Source organism: Streptomyces sp. AMJ-169 (assembly GCF_055597585.1).
Map to the genome: position 1 here is coordinate 22,411 of NZ_JBVLTJ010000018.1, position 16,907 is coordinate 39,317.

General features: G+C 70.6%; 16 protein-coding genes. 10 read left to right on the forward strand and 6 right to left on the reverse strand.

The window, feature by feature from the left end:
* Positions 1 to 119: 119 nt before the first annotated feature.
* Complete coding sequence (locus ACYUD3_RS33480; protein WP_470978470.1) at positions 120 to 2,483, reverse strand: immune inhibitor A domain-containing protein; 2,364 nt, start codon at positions 2,481 to 2,483, stop codon at positions 120 to 122.
* A 351-nt stretch (positions 2,484 to 2,834) separates the two neighbouring features.
* Here ACYUD3_RS33480 and ACYUD3_RS33485 point away from each other — a divergent pair, with 351 nt between their 5' ends.
* A complete protein-coding gene (locus tag ACYUD3_RS33485) occupies positions 2,835 to 3,080 on the forward strand; it encodes a hypothetical protein (protein ID WP_470978473.1) in 246 nt (81 codons plus the stop codon).
* A 123-nt stretch (positions 3,081 to 3,203) separates the two neighbouring features.
* On the opposite strand, the gene ACYUD3_RS33490 is transcribed toward ACYUD3_RS33485, so the two are convergent.
* Positions 3,204 to 3,911, reverse strand: coding sequence for an RDD family protein (locus ACYUD3_RS33490; RefSeq protein WP_470978475.1), 708 nt, complete (start codon positions 3,909 to 3,911; stop codon positions 3,204 to 3,206).
* A gap of 113 nt (positions 3,912 to 4,024) precedes the next feature.
* Positions 4,025 to 5,590, reverse strand: coding sequence for an RDD family protein (locus ACYUD3_RS33495; protein WP_470978477.1), 1,566 nt, complete (start codon positions 5,588 to 5,590; stop codon positions 4,025 to 4,027).
* A gap of 279 nt (positions 5,591 to 5,869) precedes the next feature.
* Here ACYUD3_RS33495 and ACYUD3_RS33500 point away from each other — a divergent pair, with 279 nt between their 5' ends.
* Entirely contained in the window at positions 5,870 to 6,349 is a 480-nt protein-coding gene (locus tag ACYUD3_RS33500) for an SsgA family sporulation/cell division regulator (protein ID WP_470978480.1), read from the forward strand.
* Positions 6,350 to 6,429: 80 nt separating this feature from the next.
* On the opposite strand, the gene ACYUD3_RS33505 is transcribed toward ACYUD3_RS33500, so the two are convergent.
* On the reverse strand, positions 6,430 to 7,806 hold the full coding sequence (locus ACYUD3_RS33505; protein WP_470978482.1) for an FAD-binding oxidoreductase: 1,377 nt from the start codon (positions 7,804 to 7,806) through the stop codon (positions 6,430 to 6,432).
* A gap of 98 nt (positions 7,807 to 7,904) precedes the next feature.
* Here ACYUD3_RS33505 and ACYUD3_RS33510 point away from each other — a divergent pair, with 98 nt between their 5' ends.
* A complete protein-coding gene (locus ACYUD3_RS33510; RefSeq protein ID WP_470978485.1) occupies positions 7,905 to 9,695 on the forward strand; it encodes a tetratricopeptide repeat protein in 1,791 nt (596 codons plus the stop codon).
* Between the two features lie 64 nt (positions 9,696 to 9,759).
* On the opposite strand, the gene hppD is transcribed toward ACYUD3_RS33510, so the two are convergent.
* A complete protein-coding gene (gene hppD / locus ACYUD3_RS33515) occupies positions 9,760 to 10,923 on the reverse strand; it encodes a 4-hydroxyphenylpyruvate dioxygenase (protein ID WP_470978488.1) in 1,164 nt (387 codons plus the stop codon).
* Between the two features lie 122 nt (positions 10,924 to 11,045).
* Here hppD and ACYUD3_RS33520 point away from each other — a divergent pair, with 122 nt between their 5' ends.
* The 7 genes from ACYUD3_RS33520 to ACYUD3_RS33550 all read left to right on the forward strand — a co-directional run bounded on the left by ACYUD3_RS33520 (position 11,046) and on the right by ACYUD3_RS33550 (position 16,072).
* The gene (locus ACYUD3_RS33520; protein ID WP_470978491.1) at positions 11,046 to 11,516 is read left to right on the forward strand and encodes an Lrp/AsnC family transcriptional regulator; all 471 of its coding nucleotides are present in this window, start codon (positions 11,046 to 11,048) and stop codon (positions 11,514 to 11,516) included.
* A 12-nt stretch (positions 11,517 to 11,528) separates the two neighbouring features.
* Positions 11,529 to 12,176 (forward strand): ABC transporter permease, encoded by a 648-nt coding sequence (locus ACYUD3_RS33525; protein ID WP_470978494.1) that lies wholly within the window; start codon positions 11,529 to 11,531, stop codon positions 12,174 to 12,176.
* Between the two features lie 16 nt (positions 12,177 to 12,192).
* Positions 12,193 to 13,398, forward strand: coding sequence for a betaine/proline/choline family ABC transporter ATP-binding protein (locus ACYUD3_RS33530; RefSeq protein ID WP_470978730.1), 1,206 nt, complete (start codon positions 12,193 to 12,195; stop codon positions 13,396 to 13,398).
* Positions 13,395 to 14,225: an ABC transporter permease gene (locus ACYUD3_RS33535; RefSeq protein ID WP_470978497.1), complete on the forward strand. Its 831-nt coding sequence runs from the start codon at positions 13,395 to 13,397 to the stop codon at positions 14,223 to 14,225. The genes ACYUD3_RS33530 and ACYUD3_RS33535 overlap by 4 nt, the downstream gene beginning before the upstream one ends.
* On the forward strand, positions 14,222 to 15,172 hold the full coding sequence (locus ACYUD3_RS33540; RefSeq protein ID WP_470978500.1) for a glycine betaine ABC transporter substrate-binding protein: 951 nt from the start codon (positions 14,222 to 14,224) through the stop codon (positions 15,170 to 15,172). The genes ACYUD3_RS33535 and ACYUD3_RS33540 overlap by 4 nt, the downstream gene beginning before the upstream one ends.
* Before the next feature lie 109 nt (positions 15,173 to 15,281).
* Positions 15,282 to 15,869 (forward strand): ArsR/SmtB family transcription factor, encoded by a 588-nt coding sequence (locus ACYUD3_RS33545; RefSeq protein ID WP_470978503.1) that lies wholly within the window; start codon positions 15,282 to 15,284, stop codon positions 15,867 to 15,869.
* Positions 15,870 to 15,880: 11 nt separating this feature from the next.
* Positions 15,881 to 16,072: a hypothetical protein gene (locus tag ACYUD3_RS33550; RefSeq protein WP_470978732.1), complete on the forward strand. Its 192-nt coding sequence runs from the start codon at positions 15,881 to 15,883 to the stop codon at positions 16,070 to 16,072.
* Here the strand turns inward: ACYUD3_RS33550 and ACYUD3_RS33555 are convergent.
* On the reverse strand, positions 16,062 to 16,853 hold the full coding sequence (locus tag ACYUD3_RS33555; protein WP_470978506.1) for a S16 family serine protease: 792 nt from the start codon (positions 16,851 to 16,853) through the stop codon (positions 16,062 to 16,064). The two genes, ACYUD3_RS33550 and ACYUD3_RS33555, sit on opposite strands and share 11 nt — an antisense overlap.
* Between the last annotated feature and the right edge of the window lie 54 nt (positions 16,854 to 16,907).

Genomic DNA, 16,907 nt, shown 5'->3' on the forward strand with positions numbered 1-16,907 from the left:
GTCAGCCTCCTGCGAACGTCGGTGTCAATAAGCCATCCATAGGAGGCACCTAAACACGATCGGCGGCAACCCGCCAGGGGGTTACCGCCGATACGCTTCTGACCTGCGACGTTACAAGATCACTTACCCGAGGGGCCAACCTTGACGGTGATCGTCCTACCGCTCAGCGGCTCCTGGACGATCTTGATCGAGGTGTTGGTGTCAGTGATCTTGACGCCCGCGCGGGGGTTGCTCGCGTCGTAGTACGTCGACTTGCCGTCGTCGAAGACGGGGACGCCGGGCCGGGCGGGGATCTTCTTCGCGACGCCCGCGCTGTGCAGCGTGACCGCGTCGGTCGGGTACCAGCTGAAGGTCGAGTCGAAGGCCTGGACGCGGTTGCGCATCAGGGTGCCGTCGGACCACTTCAGCGGGGTGGGGTGCGCGTCGACGGGGAGGACGAGACCGGTGCCGGGGTGGGCGCTGGTGTTGTTGTCCGCCTGCGAGGTGTCCCACTTCCAGATCAGCAGACCGTTCTGGTACGCGTAGTGCTCGACCCACTTGGGACGCGTGGTGGAGAAGCCGAAGTTGTACGGGCCGACCTTGAGGGTCTTGTCGTACGACACGTACTGCCGGTTCTCGGCGATGTAGTACTGCGCGTAGCTGTCGGTCACCGAGGCGCCGATGCGGCTGAAGCCGTTCGCGGTCCAGGCGGCGTCCGCGCTCTCCGCGTCGTCGGCGAAGAGGGCGCTGCCGTCGGCCGTGAGGCTGATGCTGTCCGCCGTGAAGCCCTTGAGGGCGACGCCGCCGTCCGTCTGGTAGCGGAAGCGCAGGCTGATCTGCTTGCCCGCGTACGCGTCGAGGGAGTACGTCAGCTTCTGGTGGGCGTCGACCGAGCCGGTGAGCGCGGGGTTGCCGCTGCCGTCGCGGGGGATCGCGGTGCCGTCGGCGAGCTTGCCGTCGACGGGGACGTAGGTCTTGCCGCCGTCCGTGGAGACCTCGGTGTAGAGGAAGTCGTACTCCTGCTCGATGTCCCACCAGGCGTCGAAGGTGAGGGACGCCGACGACTTGCCGGTCAGGTCGACCGAGCGGGTGAGCGTGTTGCGCAGGTTGTCACCGCTGCCGCTCCACCACTGCTTCGTGCCCTGCGCGGGGGCCACGATCTCCGTCGTGACCTCCTTCTCGGGCAGCTGGACGACGACGGCCTGCGGGTTCGCCGTGTTGTACTCGGCGACTCCCAGCTTGTGCGTCGACTTGGCGCCGGCCTTCGCCACCTCGTAGTCCAGCCAGCCCAGTTGGAGCTTGTCCCAGGCGTTCATGTCGCCGGGGAGGTCGCCGATCGACTCGCGGCCGGTGCCGAGCCAGGAGCCGGACGACATCAGCGTCCAGAAGCCGGTGGAGTTCTCGCCGCCCGCGGTGTCGTACAGGTCGGGCAGGCCGAGGTCGTGGCCGTACTCGTGGGCGTAGACGCCGAGTCCGCCGTTCTCGGGCTGGATCGTGTAGTCGCCGACCCAGATGCCGGTGTCGCCGATCTGGGCGCCGCCGAGCTTGTTGTTCTCGGGGCCGGTCGCGCCCGCGTTGCTGCCGTACGCGTACCAGCGGTGCGCCCAGATCGCGTCGGTGCCCTGCGCGCCGCCGCCCGCGGACTCGTCCTCGCCGGCGTGCACGATCTGGAAGTGGTCGATGTAGCCGTCGGGCTCGTTGAAGTCGCCGTCGCCGTCGTAGTCGTAGCGGTCCCACTGGTCGTACTGGGCCAGGGTCGCCTTGATCTCGGCGTCGGTCTTCCCGGCCGCCTTCTGCTGGGCGACCCAGGCGTTCACGCCGTCGCTGACCACGTTCCAGACGCTGGAGCAGTTGGTCTGGCCGCACGCGTTGTTGCCGTAACGGGCCTCGTTGTAGGGGACCTTGACCCAGTCCTGGACCTGGCCGTCGACCGAGTAGCGGCCCGAGGACTGCTTCTCGTAGTACGACTTGACCGAGGCCTCGCCGGTGCCGAAGTACAGGTCCTGGTAGTGCTCGCGGTTGTAGTCCGCTTTCCAGTCCGTGGAGTTGTCCGTCGCCCGGTCGGGCTGGGCTATCTCGTTGTGCTTCGGGCCGGCCGTGCCGCCGTAGCGCGAGTCGACCTGGTCACCGAACTCGACCAGGATGGTGAAGATCTTGTCCGTCTTCTCCCGGCCCAGCTCTACGTACTTGCCCTCTTTCTTGCCCTTCTTGCCCTTCAGCTCGACGACCTTCGAGCCGTCGCGGCTCTTGACCGCCGACTCGCCGGAGATGACCTGTTCGAGGGCCTCCTTGCGCTGCGCCTCCTGGGTCTTGGTGAGCGGTCCTTCGAGGTCGTGCTCCTGGTGCTGCTCCGCCTGCGCCGGGTCGTTGCCCGTGGTCGCCGAGGCAGCCGCAGCGCCGGACTCGGCGGCCTGCGCCACGGCGAACGTCGAGAACGTCGCCGAGGCCGCCGCGAGGGCGACCGTGACCGCGGCCGCCCTGAACGCCCTTGATCTGTTGATCACTTGAGGTCCTCCCATGGCGCGCCGGCCACACGGAAGGGGGTTCCAGATCATGGATGTCCGGTGGCGCTGATGCGCGCGTTTCGTCAAGTGCCGTCATTTGACTACTGCTTGACGAGAAAAGACAGACCTTGACTTGAGCACTTCAAATGCGTTACTGGAGCACAGGGTTCGCATTGCGGACACATGGCTGTCATATGACTGGCGCATTCCGCGAGCTTGGGGGAGCGGGTGCATGAATCTGTGCGCCCCCCGTGCTCCCCGTCGGAGGGTTAGGTCACGCTTACCGGGCGGTCTCCTCGGGCATGCACGCGGATAGAGTCGAGTTCCCCCGCATCCGAGGACACGATTGCCATGCCTCGTCCGACCGTCGCACAGCTCACGTACGGTACTTGCACCGTCATCCTCTCCACCCTGGCCATGCTGCTGCTGTCGGAGACCAGTTCGGGCCCGGGTGTCGCGGTGATCGCCGTCGCCTCCCTCGCGCTCGGGCTGCTCGTCTCCCTGACGGTGCCGGCGTCCAAGAGCGCCAGGGCCGCCTCCCCCGTGGTGGCCCGCTCCCGCGCCGAGCAGCCCGCGAAGGAGCCGGTGTCTCCCTGAGACCAGTCCCACCGGCACCGGAGCGAACGGCATGACAGAGGGCCCGAGTCGAGAGACTCGGGCCCTCTGTCGTGTGCGGGGAGGGTGCCGGGGGCGGTGCCGGGGGCGGTCGGCTCCGGTGCGCTACACCGTCACGACGACCGTCTTCGCCGCCTTGTCGTGCAGCCCCTGCTTGTACGGCTTGTCGAAGTAGCTCCAGCCGCCGCAGATCGCCGTCCAGATGCAGAAGCAGCAGAACGCGAACGGGATCCACAGCACCGCGGCCCGGGTGAGGGACGACTGCGTCGTCGGCGTCGCGCCGTTCTCCAGGTTCGCCACCCGCAGCCCGAGCCACTTCTTGCCCAGGGTCTGACCCGTACGGGACGTGAAATACGTGTCGTACGCCATGTAGAGGATCGCCGCGATCAGCGACTGCCCGAGCGAGCGGCCCATGTCCACGTTGTCCCCGGTCACCGAGTACTCGTTGACCCGGAACGCCCAGGACAGCAGGGAGACGACGATGCCGACCAGGATCATGTCGACGATCCGCGCGAGGGTGCGTTTGCCGCTCGGCGCCAGCGGGGGCATCCCGGCCAGCGGATCGTTCCCGTGCGGGCCACCCCCGTAAGGGTCGTTCCCGTAAGGGGTGTTCCCGTAAGGGGTGTTCCCGTAGGGGCCGTTCCCGTAAGGGCTGTTCCCGTAAGGGTCGCCGGAGGGTGGCGGCGGCGTCCCGTACGGGGGCTGCTGAGGGTTGCCGTACGGAGGCTGGTTCCCGTAAGGCGGCTGCTGCTTCCTGAACGGGTCGTCTTCCGGTGGCTGTCCGCCGGTGCCGGGGGGCGGTTCGGAGGTCATGGCCCGAGTGGACCGCGATCCCCCGCACTCCGCATCCGGCGGAAGTCCGTCCGGGGGACCGGTTCCCCTACGCCCCTTGTACTAAGGGACCCACCCGCACCCGCACCAAGGGCTCAGCCCGCGACGAACGTGTGCGCGGCCTTGTCGTGCCAGCACTGCCGCCACGGCTTGTCGAACAGCCCCCATACGACGCCCACGACCCCGATGCCGAGCAGCCCCGGCACGCTGTACACCAGCCAGCGGCGCAGCGCCGCCCCGAACGCCGGCGGCTCACCGCCCTCGATGTCCCGCACCTCCAAGCCGAGCAGTTTCTTGCCCAGCGTGCGGCCCCACTTCGCGGTGGGCAGCGCCTCGTACAGCACGCCGAAGACGAGCAGGACACCAAGGACGATGCCCAGGTAGACGGAGGTCGTGCCGTCCAGGAGCCACACCGTGACCTCGCGGCCCGACAGCTTCGCCGCGTCGATCTTCCCGTTGATGTGGTCGGCCGCCTTCAGGCCCAGCGGGACCGCCGCCGCGCCCGTGACGGCCGCCAGCACCACCGAGTCGATCAGCCGCGCGGCGAACCGCTTCCCGATCCCGGCCGGCCGCGCGGACGCCTGGCGGCGGGCGGCGGCCTGGAAGACGTCCTCGACCGGCGGCTTCCAGGGGGCGAGGCGCGCCTGGTCCTCACCGGCGAGGCTGTGCACCTGCTGCGCCCAGGAGTGCTGACCGCCGCCGGGGCCCGGGGCGAGGGGGACCTGACGGTCCTGCGGGGGCTGACGGTCCTGTGGGGGCTGGGGGGACAGCGGGGATTGCGGGGACTGGAGGGGTTGCTGGGACTGCTGCGACTGCTGGGGGAAGGCCGGCTGCGCGGTGCCCGGGGGCTGCGGGAACGGGGGCTGCGCGGGCTGGGGGGACGGGGACTGCCGTGCCGGAGCCTGCCCGGGCTGCGCCGAGGACGACGGCTGCGGGGACGGGGACTGCCCCCGGCCCGCCGGTTCCTGCGCGGCCGCCGCCCGGGCCGCCGCCGCCTTCCCCGCGCCGAACCCCGGCTTGCTCGCGGGCCCCGACTCCGCGCCCGTACGCGGGAGCGGCGCCCGGAACGTCACCGTGCCCCGGTCGGCGGAACCGGAATCCTGATCGGCGGGTGACTCGGCGGGACCGGAGGTGCCGCGCGGATCGGACTGGGAGGGGACCCGGGGGTCGGGGCCCGTAGGGGAACTCCCTGACAGGGAACCGCCCCTAGGGGAACCGCCACTGGGGGAACCCCCTGACAGGGGCCCACCCGTAGGGGAACTCCCTGACGGGGAACCCCCCGTAGGGGACCCCCAGGACACCTTGCGGTCCTGCTCCCCCCCGAACCCCGACTGACGGGACCGGTCGGCCGCCCAGGCCGACGCCGGTTCGGCGGAGGCACCGGCCCCGCCCCCCGCGTACGGCCCCGGCACCGGATCCTCGTCGAAGAAGTGCGGCCCCGTCTCCTCGACCGCGGCCGGCGGGGGCGGGAACGCGGAGGGGACCGCCGCCGCGGCCTCCGCCGGGGGCGTGAGCGGGCGGCCGTCCGAGGGGGCCGGACGGCTGGTGCCGGGTACCCAGGCGGCGCCGTTCCAGTACCGGACGTAGCCGGGGATGGACGGGTCCGGGTAGTAGCCCTCGCGGGGCCGGTCGTCGCCGGGGGCCGGGGTTGGGGCGCTCATGTCCGTCGTCCCGTATCTGCTCGGTGGTGGGAAGGGGTTGCCCGCTGCGCGTGGGGGCCCGGGTGTTCAGGGGCCCTTGTCCCAGTGGGGTCTCCACATCTACCAGACCGGGGCGGCCCCGAGCGCCAGTCCGGTCGTACCCGGCCCTTTCCGGGCGGGCTCGCACACCGCCTTCACCCGTTCGGAAAAAAAATCCCCGAACCCGCGTAATGCTCCGCCGCCCGGCCGCTCTCTCCTCGCGCGGGGCCGCTCCAGGCCCCCGAGAGAGGAGCAGTACCCATGCCGCACAGCACCGTGGTCGAGCGTGAGCTGGAGCTGAAGCTCATCCTGTCGCCGGAGCGCAGCATCCCCGTCCCGGCCCGGCTCAGCTACCGCTCGGGCGACCCCTTCGCCGTCCACGTCAGCTTCCACATCAACTCCCAGCAGCCCGTGAACTGGACGTTCGCCCGTGAACTCCTCGTCGAGGGGATCTTCCGGCCGTGCGGGCACGGGGACGTGCGGGTCTGGCCGACCAAGGTCGACGGCCGCAGCGTCGTCCTCATGGCCCTCAGCTCCCCCGACGGCGACGCCCTCCTCGAAGCGCCCGCCGCGCAGGTCTCGGCCTGGCTGGAGCGGACCCTGCGGCTCGTGCCGCCGGGCACGGAGGCGGACCAGCTCGGCATCGACGACGGCCTCGCGGAACTCCTCGCCCCGACCCCGGCGGACGACCTGTGGCTGCTGGACCCCTGGCCTTCGGACGAGTCGAAGGAGGGCGAGTGAAACGCCCCTCGAAAGGGTCCCCGAAAGGGCGCGTCCCGACGAACCCCGGCGCGACGAACTCCGGTTCAGAGCACCCCGGTTCAGAACACCTTCCCCGGATTCAGGATCCCCAGCGGATCGAACACCTCCTTGATCCGGCGCTGCATCTCCAGCCCCACCGGGCCGAGTTCGCGGGCGAGCCACTCCTTCTTCAGGACGCCCACCCCGTGCTCCCCGGTGATCGTGCCGCCCAGCTCCAGGCCCAGCGCCATGATCTCGTCGAACGACTCCCGCGCGCGCCGCGACTCCTCGGGGTCCTGCGCGTCGAAGCAGACGGTCGGATGCGTGTTGCCGTCGCCGGCGTGCGCGCACACCCCGATCGTCAACTGGTGTTTCTCCGCGATCCGTTCGATGCCCTCCAGCATGTCGGCGAGCCGGGAGCGGGGCACGCACACGTCGTCGATCATCGTCGTGCCCTTCACCGCCTCCAGTGCGTTCAGCGACAACCGCCGTGCCTGGAGCAGGAGTTCGGACTCGGCGGCGTCCTCGGCGGGGACGACCTGACTGGCGCCGGCCGCCGTGCACAGCGCGCCGACCGCCGCGAGGTCGGCCGCCGGGTCGGGGGTGTCGAAGGCGCACAGCAGCAGCGCCTCCGTGGACTCCGGAAGACCCATGCGGGCAAGGGAGTTGACGGCTCTGATCGTGGTGCGGTCCATCAACTCCAGGAGGGACGGGGCGTGTCCGCCCGCCATGATGGCGCACACCGCGTCGCAGGCGGCCCGCGCGGAGCCGAACTCGGCGGCGAGGACGAGCTGTTGGAGCGGCTCGGGCTTCAGCATCAGCGTCGCCTTGACGACCACCCCGAGCGAGCCCTCCGAGCCGACGAACAGCCGCGTCAGGTCGTACCCGGCGACCCCCTTCGCGGTACGGCGGCCCGTCGACAGGAGGCGGCCGTCGGCGAGGACGACGTCGAGGCCGAGGACGTACTCGGCGGTGACGCCGTACTTCACGCAGCACAGGCCGCCCGACGCGGTGCCGATGTTGCCGCCGATCGTGCACATCTCCCAGCTGGAGGGGTCCGGCGGGTAGTACAGGCCCTGTTCGTTCACGGCCCGCGAGAGCGTCGCGTTGATCACGCCGGGCTCGACGACCGCGATGCGGTCCACGGGGTCGATCTCCAGGATGCGGTCCATCTTGACGAGGGACAGCGCGACGCAGCCCTCGGTGGTGTTGGCGGCGCCGGACAGGCCGGTGCGGGCGCCCTGCGGGACGACGGGGACGCGGAGTTCGGTCGCGGTGCGCAGGACGTGCTGGACCTGTTCGACGGTGCGCGGCAGGACGACGGCCGCCGGGGTCCCCGCCGGGCAGAAGCTCGCCATGTCGTTCGCGTAGGAGGCGGTCACGTCCGGATCGGTGAGGACGGCGTCGGCCGGGAGGCCGTCGAGGAGGCGGTCGACTAGACCTTCGTAGCGGCTCATGATCACAGCGTCGCACCCGGGGCCATCGGTGTGAACCCCGCCTGCGCGGGCCTTCGGGTGACGTGGTGCGCTCGTCGTATTGACGCACAGTAATCGATATGGAGAAACCGACGGCCGGCGGGCGTGACGGGCAAGAGATGGAAGCGTTCTCGGCGCTGGAGGAGCGCGAGGCGGCGGCGCGGGCGGCCAGAAAAGCGGCGGCCAGGCGGGCGGCGGAGGCCGCCGCGCGGGTGGCGGCCCAGAAGGAGGCGGCCGAGCGGGCGGCCCGGAAGGCGGCAGCCGAAGCGGCGGCTGCCGCGGCGGCGAAGGCGGCAGCCGAAGCGGCGGCCCGGGCGGCGGCCGCGGCGGCGGCGCTCCCGGGGGGCGGCCAGAACGCCGGAGCCGGGCCGAACGCCGGGGCCGGAGCCGGTACGGGCGCCGGACAGGGCGCGGCTGCCGGAGCCGGTGCCGGTGCGGGCGTCAACCCCGGCACTCCCCGACCCCCCAGACTCCCCCGCCCCACCCCCCGCACCCTCCTCCTCACCACCCTCACCTGCTCCCTCCTCACCGGCGCCGTCCTCTTCTGCCTCCCCGGCGAATCCGCCCCGCCCCCGCCGGCGCCCGCCCCCGCCCCGGCCCCCGGCGCCCAGGCCCACGCCGCCCTCACCTCCGGCCTCCCCGCCCCCCTCGCCGACCTGGCAGCCCTGATCAGAGACCGCGAGTCCTTCGTACGACAGCACCCGGCCGACGCCGCCGCCTGGGCCGAACTGGGCACCGCGTACGTCGAGTCGGGCCGCAGGAGCGGGGACGTGACCGTCAGCTTCCCCAAGGCCGAACACGCGCTGCGCACTTCGCTGAAGCTGAAGGCGCGCCATAAGGCTCCGGCGCTGACCGGGCTCGCCGAACTCTCCGTCGCCCGCCGGGACTTCAAGGCCGCGCGGGACTGGGCGGAGGCGGCGCGGAAGGCGGCGCCGAAGACCTGGGGACCGTACCCGGCGCTGATCGACGCGTACACCGGGCTCGGCGACTACAAGAAGGCCCGCGCCGGCCTGGAGAAGCTGAGCGAGCTGCACTCGGGGGCGGTGGTGGCGTCACGGTCGTCGGCGGTGTACCGGGACCGGGGCTGGCGGGAGGACGCGGCGGCGGTGCTCGTCGACACCGCCGCCCGCGCCAAGTCCCCTGTGGAACAAGCGGCTTGGCTGGAGCAGGCGGGACAGCTCTCCTGGGAGCGCGGTGATCTGCCGGACGCGCTGCGGCACTTCCAGGCGGCGGCCCGGCTCGACCCCGACCGCCGCACGGCCCGCGCCGGAGAGGCCCGCGTCCTGGCCGCGCTGGGCCGCGGCACCGAGGCCGTCAACGCCTACCGGGTCACCCTCGCCCATCACCCCCAGCCCGAACACGCCCTAGAACTCGGCGAGTTGTACGACTCCCTGGGGCTGCACGAACCCGCCCGCATCCAGTACGACGTCCTGCGCGAGCAGGTCCGGCTGAACGCGTCCGCCGGGGTCGACGGCGATCTGGTCCTCGGCCGGTTCGAGGCCGACCACGGCCAACCCGAGTCGGCTGTACGGAGGTTGCGCGCGGAGTGGAAGCGGCAGCCGGGGATCGCCGTCGCCGACGCGCTGGGGTGGGCGCTGTACCGGGCCGGGGACGCGGAGGAGGCGCTGAGGTTCGCGGTGATCGCGACCGACAGCAGCAAGGGCGGCGGGGTGCGCAGCGCGTCGTACGCGTTCCACCGGGGCATGATCGAGCGGGAGTCGGAGCGGTACGCCGCCGCCCGGCGCCATCTCAAGGACGCGCTGCGGATCAACCCGCATTTCTCGCCGCTGGGCGCGGAACAGGCGAGGGAGGCGCTGCACTCGCTGGGGGAACCGGCGGATGTCCCGGCGCCGGTGCACAGGTCCAGGTGAGCCGAGCCGACCAACTCCCGGCACCGGCAGCCGAGTTGGCCAACTCCCTTGAGAATCAGTTCCCTTACAGATTCCCCCGCTTCTCCTGCTCCCTCTCGATCGCCTCGAACAGCGCCTTGAAGTTCCCCTTCCCGAACCCCATCGACCCGTGCCGTTCGATGATCTCGAAGAACACCGTCGGCCGGTCCTGCACCGGCTTGGTGAAGATCTGGAGCAGGTACCCGTCCTCGTCCCGGTCGGCGAGGATCTTCAGCTCGCGCAGGCGATCGACGGGGACACGGGTGTCGCCGACCCACTCGCCGAGGGTGTCGTAGTACGAGTCCGGGGTGTCCAGGAACTCAACTCCGGCCGCACGCATGGCCGTTACGGTCGCCACGATGTCCCCGGTGTTGAGCGCGATGTGCTGCACGCCGGCCCCGCCGTAGAACTCCAGATACTCGTCGATCTGCGACTTCTTCTTCGCGACCGCCGGTTCGTTGATGGGGAACTTGACCTTCAGCGTGCCGTCGGCGACGACCTTGGACATCAGCGCGCTGTACTCGGTGGCGATGTCGTCGCCGACGAACTCCTTCATGTTCGTGAACCCCATGACCCGGTGGTAGAAGTCCACCCACTCGTCCATGCGCCCGAGTTCGACGTTCCCGACACAGTGGTCGACCGCCTGGAAGGTGCGCTGCGCGGGCGGCGCGACGAGCGGGGCGGCGGACCGGTAGCCGGGGAGGTAGGGGCCCGAGTAGCGGGAGCGGTCGACGAGGGTGTGCCGGGTCTCGCCGTAGGTGGCGATCGCGGCGAGGACGACGGTGCCGTGCTCGTCGGTCAGCTCGTACGGCTCGGCCAGCGGGCGGGCGCCGTGCTCGACGGCGTACGCGTAGGCGCGGCGGGCGTCGGGGACCTCGATGGCGAGGTCGACCACGCCGTCGCCGTGGGCCGCGACGTGGGCGGCGAGGAAGCGGCCCCAGTCCGTCGTGGGGCGGACGACGGAGGTGAGGACGAAGCGGGCGGAGCCGTTCTCCATGACGTAGCTCGCGGTCTCGCGGCTGCCGTTCTCGGGGCCCGCGTAGGCGGTCAGCCTCATGCCGAACGCCGTGGAGTAGTAGTGGGCGGCCTGTTTGGCGTTGCCGACGGCGAAGACGACCGCGTCCATTCCCTTGACCGGGAAGGGGTCGGCCGGCCGGGCGGTCGCCTCGGGCAGCGCGGTCAGGGGGGCGTGGTCTGTGGTCCGCGTCATACGGTCAGGGTCACTCCGGCCGGGCAAGGTGTGCAATAGATGTCTTCTTGATTGGGCATTGTGTGGGGTGGTGAACCGCTTCAGGCGGGCTTTCTGTACAAGATGACCATCGAGGAGACAGAGTGGCGGGCATCGACCGGCTGGACGGGCGGATCATCGTGCTGCTGGCGCGCGAGCCGCGGCTCGGGGTGCTGGAGATGTCGCGCCGGCTGGGGGTGGCGCGGGGCACGGTGCAGGCGCGTCTGGACCGGCTTACGTCGAATGGAGTCATCCGGGGATTCGGCCCCGAGGTCGATCCGGCGGCCCTCGGCTATCCGGTGACGGCGTTCGCGACGCTCCAGATCCGGCAGGGCCAAGGGCCCGCGATCCGGGCGCACTTGAGGTCGGTGCCGGAGGTCCTGGAGCTGCACACCACGACGGGCGGCGGGGACATGCTGTGCCGGCTGGTGGCGCGCTCCAACGCCGATCTCCAGCGGGTGATCGACCTGGTCGTCGGTTTTGATGGGATCGTCCGGGCCTCCACCGCGATCGTGATGGAGAACCCGGTGCCGCTGCGGATCATCCCGCTGGTGGAGGAGGCGTCGCGCGAGTGAGGTGAGGGCGAGTTGGGGTTCTGGGACTATCTCGGCAACCGGCGTCAGCAGCTGTTCACCGACGCCCTCCAGCACGCGAGCGCCGTCTTCCAGTGCATGGTCCTCGCGACCGTGATCGGCGTCCTGATCGGGGTGCTCACCTACCGCAGCGACTGGGCGGGCAACCTGGCGACGACCGCGACGTCGACGATCCTGACGATCCCCTCGCTCGCCATGATCGGCCTGCTGGTGCCGGTGGTGGGGCTCGGGGTGGCGCCGACGGTGATCGCGCTGACCCTGTACGGGCTGCTGCCGGTCGTGCGCAACGCGATCGTCGGGCTGCGCGGCGTCGATCCGGCGCTGGTGGACGCGGCCAAGGGGATCGGGATGTCGCGGGCGGCGCGGCTGTTCAGGGTGGAGCTGCCGCTGGCGTGGCCGCCGATCCTGACCGGTATCCGGGTCGCGACGCAGATGCTGATGGGTATCGCGGCGATCGCCGCCTACGCCTCCGGGCCGGGTCTCGGCAACGAGATCTTCCGCGGCATCGCCTCGCTGGGCAGCAAGAACGCACTCAACCAGGTCCTCTCCGGCACGCTCGGGATCATCGTCCTGGCGCTGCTGTTCGACGCCGCGTACATCGTGATCGGGCGGCTGACGATTCCTAGGGGGATTCGTGTCTGACGCTCACGAGGGGTCCATGGGCGCCTCCATCGAGCTGGAGAATCTGACCAAGCGGTATCCGGGCAACCCCCATCCGTCGGTCGACAACGTCTCCATGGAGATCAAGGCGGGCGAGACGGTCATCTTCGTCGGCCCCTCCGGGTGCGGTAAGTCGACGACGCTCAAGATGATCAACCGGCTGATCGAGCCGACCGGTGGCCGGATCCGCATCGGCGGCGAGGACGTCACCGACATCGACCCGGTGAAGCTGCGCCGCAAGGTCGGGTACGCCATCCAGTCGTCCGGTCTCTTCCCGCATCTGACGGTCGCTCAGAACATCGCGCTGGTACCGAAGATGGTCGGCTGGCCGAAGGCGCGGATCAGGGACCGGGTGGAGGAGATGCTGGATCTCGTCGGGCTCGACCCGGGCGAGTTCCACGGCCGTTACCCCCGCCAGCTCTCCGGCGGCCAGCAGCAACGCGTGGGCGTGGCAAGGGCGTTGGCGGCGGATCCGCCGGTGCTGCTGATGGACGAGCCGTTCGGCGCCGTCGACCCGATCACCCGGGACCACCTCCAGGACGAACTCATCCGGCTCCAGCACGAGTTGCACAAGACGATCGTCTTCGTGACGCATGACTTCGACGAGGCGATCAAGCTCGGTGACCGGATCGCGGTGCTGCGCGAGCGGTCCCACATCGCCCAGTTCGACACCCCGGAGGCGATCCTCACCAACCCCGCCGACGACTTCGTCTCCGGTTTCGTCGGCGCCGGCGCGGCCCTGAAGCGGCTCAACCTGACCCGGGTCCGGGACGTCGAGGTCACCGACTATCCGACGGTCACCGTCGACGATCCGCTCCAGGACATCTTCGACAAGCTGCGCGCGAGCGGCACCAACGAGATCCTGCTGCTCGACAAGCGCGGCCGGCCCTACAAGTGGCTGCGGCGCGGCGACCTGATGCGGGCGAAGGGGTCGCTGGCCCGCGCGGGCACGCTGGTCCACGACACGGTGACCCGGGACGCGACCCTGCGCGACGCCCTGGAGGCCGTCCTCACCGACAGCTCCGGGCGGGCCGCGGTGACCGGGCGGCGCGGGGAGTACACGGGCGTCGTCGACATGGAGACGCTGATGAACTCCGTGCACGAACTGCTGGAGGCCGACCGGCTCGACGCGATGGAGGCGCAGGCCGAACTGGAGGCGACGCGGGCGGCGCAGGAGGGCGACGGCGGGGAGATCGAGGGGTGAGCGGGAAGCCGCCGGGCACGGTCCCGGTCACGCTGCCGCCGGCCGACGACGAGGAGGAGAGCGCCGCCCCGGCTGTACGGCCGCCCCAACGGCGGCTCGGCTGGCCCAAGTTGACGATCCTCCCCGGTTTCCTGACCGCCCTCCTGCTGGGCACCTGGCTCTGGTTCCACCAGGCCGACCTCGACACGATCTCCCAGAACGCCCTCTCCGACGGGCAGGTGCCCGAGGCGCTGTGGCAGCACGTCGAACTCACCGCGATCTCCACGTTCTTCGTGCTGGTCATCGCGATCCCGCTCGGCGTCCTGCTGACCCGGGGCGCGCTGCGCAAGGCCGCGCCGGTGGTGACGGCGCTGGCGAACATCGGCCAAGCCACCCCGGCCATCGGCCTGTTGGCGCTGCTGGTGATCTGGCTCGGCATCGGCCGCACGGCCGCGCTGATCGGCATCATCGCGTACGCCATCCTGCCGGTCCTGTCCAACACGATGGCCGGCCTGCGCGCCAACGACCCCACCCTCCTGGAGGCCGCGCGCGGCATCGGCATGTCCCCGCTGGGGGTGCTGGCCAAGGTCGAACTCCCCCTGGCCGTACCGCTGATCCTCGCGGGCGTCCGCACGGCGCTGGTCCTCAACGTCGGTACGGCGACCCTGGCGACGTTCGGCGGGGGCGGCGGACTCGGCGTCCTGATCACCACCGGGATCACCAACCAGCGTATGCCCGTACTGGTGTTGGGCTCGATCCTCACCGTCGCGCTCGCCCTGCTCGTGGACTGGCTGGCCTCGCTCGCCGAACTCCTGCTGAGACCAAGGGGATTGGAGGCGGGCCGATGAGACGCCGAGTCTGTGTGCTGGCCGCCTTCCTGCTGACGTCCTGCGGTCTGACGTCCGGCTCGCCCATGGCCGACGACGTCCACCCCGGCTCGATCGGGCAGGGCGAACCCCTCAAGGGCGCGCATCTGACGGTGACTTCGAAGTCGTTCACCGAGAACCTCATCCTCGGCGCCATGATGGGCATCGCCTTCCAGGCGGCCGGCGCGGACGTCCTGGACCGCACCGGCATCCAGGGCTCCATCGGCGCCCGCGAGGCGGTGAAGAAGGGCGACGCGGACGGCATGTACGAGTACACCGGCACCGCCTGGATCACCTACCTCGGCAACAGCAAACCCATCGCCGATCCGCAGGCGCAGTGGGCGGCGCTGAAGAAGCAGGACGTCCGCAACGGCATCAGCTGGCTCCCCCCGTCCCGCGTCAACAACACCTACGCGCTCGCCATGAACCGCGCGAACTACGAGAAGTACGGCACCAAGACCCTCTCCCAGGTCGCCGCGCTCGCCAAGTCCGACCCCGGCGCGGTGACCCTCTGCGTGGAGCCCGAGTTCGCCAACCGCGCGGACGGACTGCCCGGCATGGAGAAGGCGTACGGCATGTCCGTCGCCTCGTCCCGCATCACGCAGATGGACTCCGGGATCATCTACACCCAGGTGGAGAAGGGGAGTTGCACGTTCGGCGAGGTGTACACCACCGACGGGCGGATCAGGTCCATGGGGCTCGTGGTGATGGAGGACGACCGGAAGTTCTTCCCCAACTACAACGCGGCGCCGGAGATCAACTCCAAGGCGCTGAAGAAGTGGCCCGCTATCGCCGAGGTGCTGGATCCGGTGTCGGCGCGGCTGGACAACGCGGTGGCTCAGGAGCTGAACGCGAAGGTGGATGTCGACGGGGAGGATCCGCATCAGGTGGCGCTGGAGTGGATGAAGGCGGAGGGGTTCGTGAAGTAGGGGCGGGGGGCGGTAGTCGGGGTGGGCTCCGGGGCCGGGCTCCGGGGCCGGGCTCCGGGTTACAAAGAAAGGGTTGCAAGGGTTTCTTTGCAACGCTACCTTTGCATATATGGACGACGCCGCCGAGCCCTTCAACATCCGCAATCTGGACGCCCGTTCACTGCGCGGTCTCGCGCACCCGCTCCGTATGCGGCTGCTGGCCGCCCTGCGTCGGGGCGGTCCCGCGACGGCTTCCCAACTCGCCGCGAAACTGGGCGAGTCGAGCGGGGCGACCAGCTATCACCTGCGACAACTGGCCGACTACGGCTTCGTCGAGGATGCGCCGGAACAAGGCAAGGGACGCGAGCGCTGGTGGCGCGCCATCCACCAGGGCATCATGCTCGAACACGCGCTGAGCAGCGATCCCGACCCGGAGATCCGGGGCGCGACCGCCGTCCTGCTGCACGAGATGGCGTCGTCCAACGCGCAGGAGCACGCGACCTTCATCGCCACACGGCAGGACTGGCCGAAGGAGTGGCAGGCCGCCTCGGACTCCAGCGACTGGCGGCTGCACCTCACCCCGGAGCTGGCGGCCCAGCTCATCGAGGACGTCCACCAGTTGATCGAGAGCTACCGGGTCCGCAACGTCCCCGAGGGCACCCCGAACGCCGAGCACGTCCGCATCCACAACAACGTCTTCCCCATCCACCTCCAGTGAACGGGACCCCGATGCTCCACCCCGACGTCCACCTGACCCTGCACCACGCCCGCACGGCCGAACTCCAGGCCCGGGCACAGGAGTTCCGCACACCGAAGCCGGACGCCGAGCCCCTGCGCACCCGCGTCGGCTGGACCCTCGTAGAGATAGGTCTCCGGCTGGCGACGGACCCCCGCCGGACGCTCACCGCCGCTAGCAGCTAGGTACCGAACCCCCGCCGCTCTCAAGGGACTTGAGCGAACCGATCGCCCCCTTGAGATCCGCCACCGGGATCAGCCGCAGCCCCTTCGGCAGCTCGGCCTTGGCCTCGCCGCACTCGTCCTTGGGGACGAGGAACACCGTCGCCCCGTCCCGGCGCGCGGCCTGCGTCTTCAGGGCGACGCCGCCGACCGCGCCCACCGTCCCGTCCGCGTCGATCGTCCCGGTCCCGGCGATGGTCCGGCCCCCCGTGAGGTCGCCGCCCGCGCCGTCGCCGGCCAGCTTGTCGATGATCCCGAGGGTGAAGAGGAGTCCGGCGCTGGGGCCGCCGACGTCGGAGAGCTTCAGGGTGACGTGCACATCACTCGCCGAGCGGCCCAGGTACTTCAGCGCCGCCGTCGTGGCCGCGTCCTGGGACTGTTCCATCTGCTCGGTGTTGTGCCGCTGGATCTCCTTGACGTTGCCGCCGCCCGGGTAGACCGAGTCGCGCGGCATGACCGCCCGGTCGGTGCTGAACCAGCTGTCGATCACCTGCCGCAGCGAGATCCGCGTGTCGGGGTTGGTCGCCTCGATCGTCGTCATCCGCAGCTGCCCCGCCGTCTTGCGGACGGCCGCCCCGGACACGGTGATCACCTGCGCCCCCTTGTACGCCCCCAGCACGTCCGCCGTCATCCCCGGCTGGGCGATGGCGAACGGCAACGGCGCGAAAGCGGTCACCCCGAACAACGCCAGCACCGGAACAGCACAGACGGCGACGGCCTGGAGACGCGTGAGACGAGAGAGCACGGGATCAATCTAACGTGAGGGGGGAGGCGGGCCGGGGGCGGTCGCACCTGGGGG

What these genes read in the sequence shown, in the direction of transcription:
- ACYUD3_RS33485 (WP_470978473.1), top strand. Translation starts at nt 2,835, where the DNA reads ATGCCTCGTCCGACCGTCGCACAGCTCACGTACGGTACTTGCACCGTC.
- ACYUD3_RS33495 (WP_470978477.1), bottom strand. Translation starts at nt 5,590, where the DNA reads ATGAGCGCCCCAACCCCGGCCCCCGGCGACGACCGGCCCCGCGAGGGC.
- ACYUD3_RS33545 (WP_470978503.1), top strand. Translation starts at nt 15,282, where the DNA reads ATGGACGACGCCGCCGAGCCCTTCAACATCCGCAATCTGGACGCCCGT.
- ACYUD3_RS33505 (WP_470978482.1), bottom strand. Translation starts at nt 7,806, where the DNA reads ATGAGCCGCTACGAAGGTCTAGTCGACCGCCTCCTCGACGGCCTCCCG.
- hppD (WP_470978488.1), bottom strand. Translation starts at nt 10,923, where the DNA reads ATGACGCGGACCACAGACCACGCCCCCCTGACCGCGCTGCCCGAGGCG.
- ACYUD3_RS33510 (WP_470978485.1), top strand. Translation starts at nt 7,905, where the DNA reads ATGGAGAAACCGACGGCCGGCGGGCGTGACGGGCAAGAGATGGAAGCG.
- ACYUD3_RS33530 (WP_470978730.1), top strand. Translation starts at nt 12,193, where the DNA reads ATGGGCGCCTCCATCGAGCTGGAGAATCTGACCAAGCGGTATCCGGGC.
- ACYUD3_RS33500 (WP_470978480.1), top strand. Translation starts at nt 5,870, where the DNA reads ATGCCGCACAGCACCGTGGTCGAGCGTGAGCTGGAGCTGAAGCTCATC.
- ACYUD3_RS33550 (WP_470978732.1), top strand. Translation starts at nt 15,881, where the DNA reads ATGCTCCACCCCGACGTCCACCTGACCCTGCACCACGCCCGCACGGCC.
- ACYUD3_RS33490 (WP_470978475.1), bottom strand. Translation starts at nt 3,911, where the DNA reads ATGACCTCCGAACCGCCCCCCGGCACCGGCGGACAGCCACCGGAAGAC.
- ACYUD3_RS33540 (WP_470978500.1), top strand. Translation starts at nt 14,222, where the DNA reads ATGAGACGCCGAGTCTGTGTGCTGGCCGCCTTCCTGCTGACGTCCTGC.